Consider the following 3,092-nt stretch of genomic DNA (forward strand, 5'->3'; position numbering starts at 1 on the left):
GCAAAAGGTGGTGCCTGCGGATTATTCGAAGGTCACCATTACCAGCACCGAGGTACCCGATATCGGCACCGAGGAACCTTCGGGCTCAATCAATGCGAATTTGTTTCTGGACGCCATCTTTACCCGCGAGCAGGGGACGGACAACAACTTCTATGAAGTGCTCAGAGTCCGTGGCCGCTGCAACGCGGTGCAAGAGGAGGAGCGGGTACTCGAGCTGTTGTCGATCAACTGGCGTGCGGCAGGGACCCCAGTTCCCCTCGACATCAGGATCGTCGACGCTGGCGAGCGGCAGTTGCGGATCACGCTGACCAAGCGGGTGCTACCGACTGAGAATTATAAGGTGGAGCTACCCAACGGTAAGGACAAGCTAACTGTCCATTCATTCTACGCCGCAGACTTCAAGGAAACCTCGGAGGGTGACGGTATCTGGGTGGCAGAAGCCGTACCGACATTGACCAGCAATGCGCTCAAGTATTTGCTTGGCAGAAGCCAGGATGAAATTGTTGCGGGGGGCGGTTTTTCCATCGAYGGCTTGGGGGATGCCGTCCGTAACGAACAGAATCTGCTGGTGCCCCGCATTTTGTATACCCTCGTGGCGTTCCAGCTCAAATTTGTGGGGCGAGCTATGAGCGATCCGGAGGACTGGGGTTCAACCGGCTTTCTGGATGGTCACTACGCGACCCCTTGGTTGACCTATCGCCGCGGAGTTCCATCGCTTGGAATCAGCGCTTTTCCCATTGATATGCAGCTGGATTTTATTTTCGGTGAGGCAGAGGAGGGTAGAAAAGGCTTCGGACGCAACGAGTTCGCGGTGCTGCTTAATCAAAAGCCACGGCAACACAAGATTCCGTCCATCGACAAGAGCAGCCCCGAGGGCGCGCAGTTTTTGAGTTTCAACAATAACGAGCAGACGCTCCATTACGCTCGGGTGAACTCCACGTTCGGCCCGGTGCTGACCAGTCGTGCGGCTGTCTCTGTCGATGCGCTGTTGTCCTGGGACACCCAGCATGTCGACGAACCGCGCATGCCTGATGAAGCAATTGAGGAAAACGGACCCTTCGACGGTTGCAACGGCTTGTATTTCTGGGAGCTGTTCTTTCATACACCGGATCTGGTGGGTTCACGCCTGTCGGCGGAGGGCCGTCATCACGAGGCGCAAGGCTGGTACGAGTACGTCTTCAACCCGTTGGCACGGGAGGTCACGCTCCCGGAAGCTATGCAAGTCGAAGATCCGGAGGTGATCCCTGCCCCGGCGTACTGGCGTTGCCGCCCGCTGCAAAACGAAAACATAGAATGCTCATATGAAAGCGCGGCACCGTCAGATCCGGACGCGATCGGTTATTGCGCGCCGGTTCACTTCAAAATCGCCATTTTTCTGCGCTACGTGGAAAACCTGATCGAATGGGGCGACGGCCTGTATCGCCATCTGGATTACGACAGCATGGTTCATGCCGCGTTGAATTACAGCAGGGCCCTGACGCTGATCGGCGAAGAGCCGGTCACTCAATCGGCCGGTACCTGGAAGCCCATGAAACTGAAAGACCTGCTGACCTCGATCAGCGGACGCGATGCGCTCAAGGCTTTTGAAGCCGATTTCGAACTCGGTCTGGCCGATATGCCTACCGGGATGCGGGTCAAACCTCGTTTCGATCTGTTGGGTTCCGGTGTTTTCCGTTCGGGGATCAATGAGCGACCCAAGGCGTTGTGGACGTTGCTCAACCTACGGCTGAACAACTTGCGTAACAACCGCTCGATCGACGGTCAGCCCTTGTCGATTCCACTGTTCGCCAAAACGATGGATCCACTGGAGTTGTTACGTGCACAGGCGAACGCCAATCAGGGCATCGCACGCAATCCCGGTGGCCAGGTGCAGGTGGTGCCCTATAAATGGCAGACGGTGTTTAACCTGGCTCTGCAAGGCGTGGAGTTTCTGATCCATCAAGAGGATCAGCTGCGGTCATGGCTGGAACAGCGTGATCGGGGAGAGCTGGAGGAGTTGCAACAGAGTCACATGATTGAACTGGCTGACTATTCCCGCTCGATCCACGAKGCAACGATCGCCCAGCTCGAGGCGACAGCCGCGTCATTGAGACAAAGCGAAAGCATGATCAAGGCGCGGGCGCAGTACTACACGCGACTGGTTGAGCAGGGGGTTTCCGACAATGAAAACCTCGCGCTGGAAAAAAACCGGACAGCCCGATATATCGCGGTCGCCGCCGGAGCAATCCGGGCCGTAGGGGCGGCAGTCGATCTGTTTCCCACTATCTTCGGAACGTCTTTTGGCGGTTGCCGCCCGGCGGCTATCCCCTATACGCTAGCCGAAGCTGCCCAGACGGCGGCGGATTTCCTGATGCGTGAAGCCGAGGAGGCCAGCATCATGGAGCAGTACCGGCGGCGCAAGCAGGAATGGGAGCTTGCGCGCGATCAATCCAATGCCGAGGCGCGGGTGGTGCGCGAGCAACTTGTGGCTCAGGACCACGCGATCAGTGCTGCCCGGGCCAGTCTGCAACAGACCGAAATGGCCAACACCCACGCCAAGGCGGTGTACGCGTTCTACAAGAATCGCAGCACAGGCCGGGAGTTGAGCAACTGGGTCGTGGGCCAGGTGAAGACGCTGATCTACCAGGTGTACGACGTGGTTACCGGGCTGAGTCTGTGTGCCGAAACCTGTTGGCAGTATGAGATGGCCGACTACAAGACCCGCTTTGTGCGTCCGGATGTCTGGATGGATACCTACCACGGGTTCACCACGGGCCAATCGTTGAAACTGGATTTGCTGAGGATGGCGGCTGCCCGCATCAAGCGCGATGAGCGCYGACTGCAGTTGGTCAAGACGATTTCACTCAAGAGCCTCGACCAGGACCGGTGGAGCACCTTCAAAACCGAAGGCAAGCTTGTGTTCAAGCTCAACGAAAGACTCTTCAATGAGGACTACCCGGGGCACTACTGCCGGCAGATCAAGTCGCTGTCGTTGACCTTTCCCGGCCTGCTCGGACCGTACCAGAACATTTGCGCCACGTTGGTGCAAATCAGCAGCTCGACAATTCTTGAACCGGAAATTGATGCGGTCAAACACCTGCACGATTCAACGT

General features: G+C 57.3%; 1 protein-coding gene. It reads left to right on the forward strand.

Features of this window, described 5'->3' with window-relative positions; genetic code table 11:
* A partial coding sequence (locus tag AC1DRJ_RS22800) for a Tc toxin subunit A-related protein (protein WP_477804137.1) occupies positions 1 to 3,092 on the forward strand: 3,092 nt, incomplete at both ends.

The organism is Pseudomonas sp. P5_B2 (assembly GCF_056400445.1).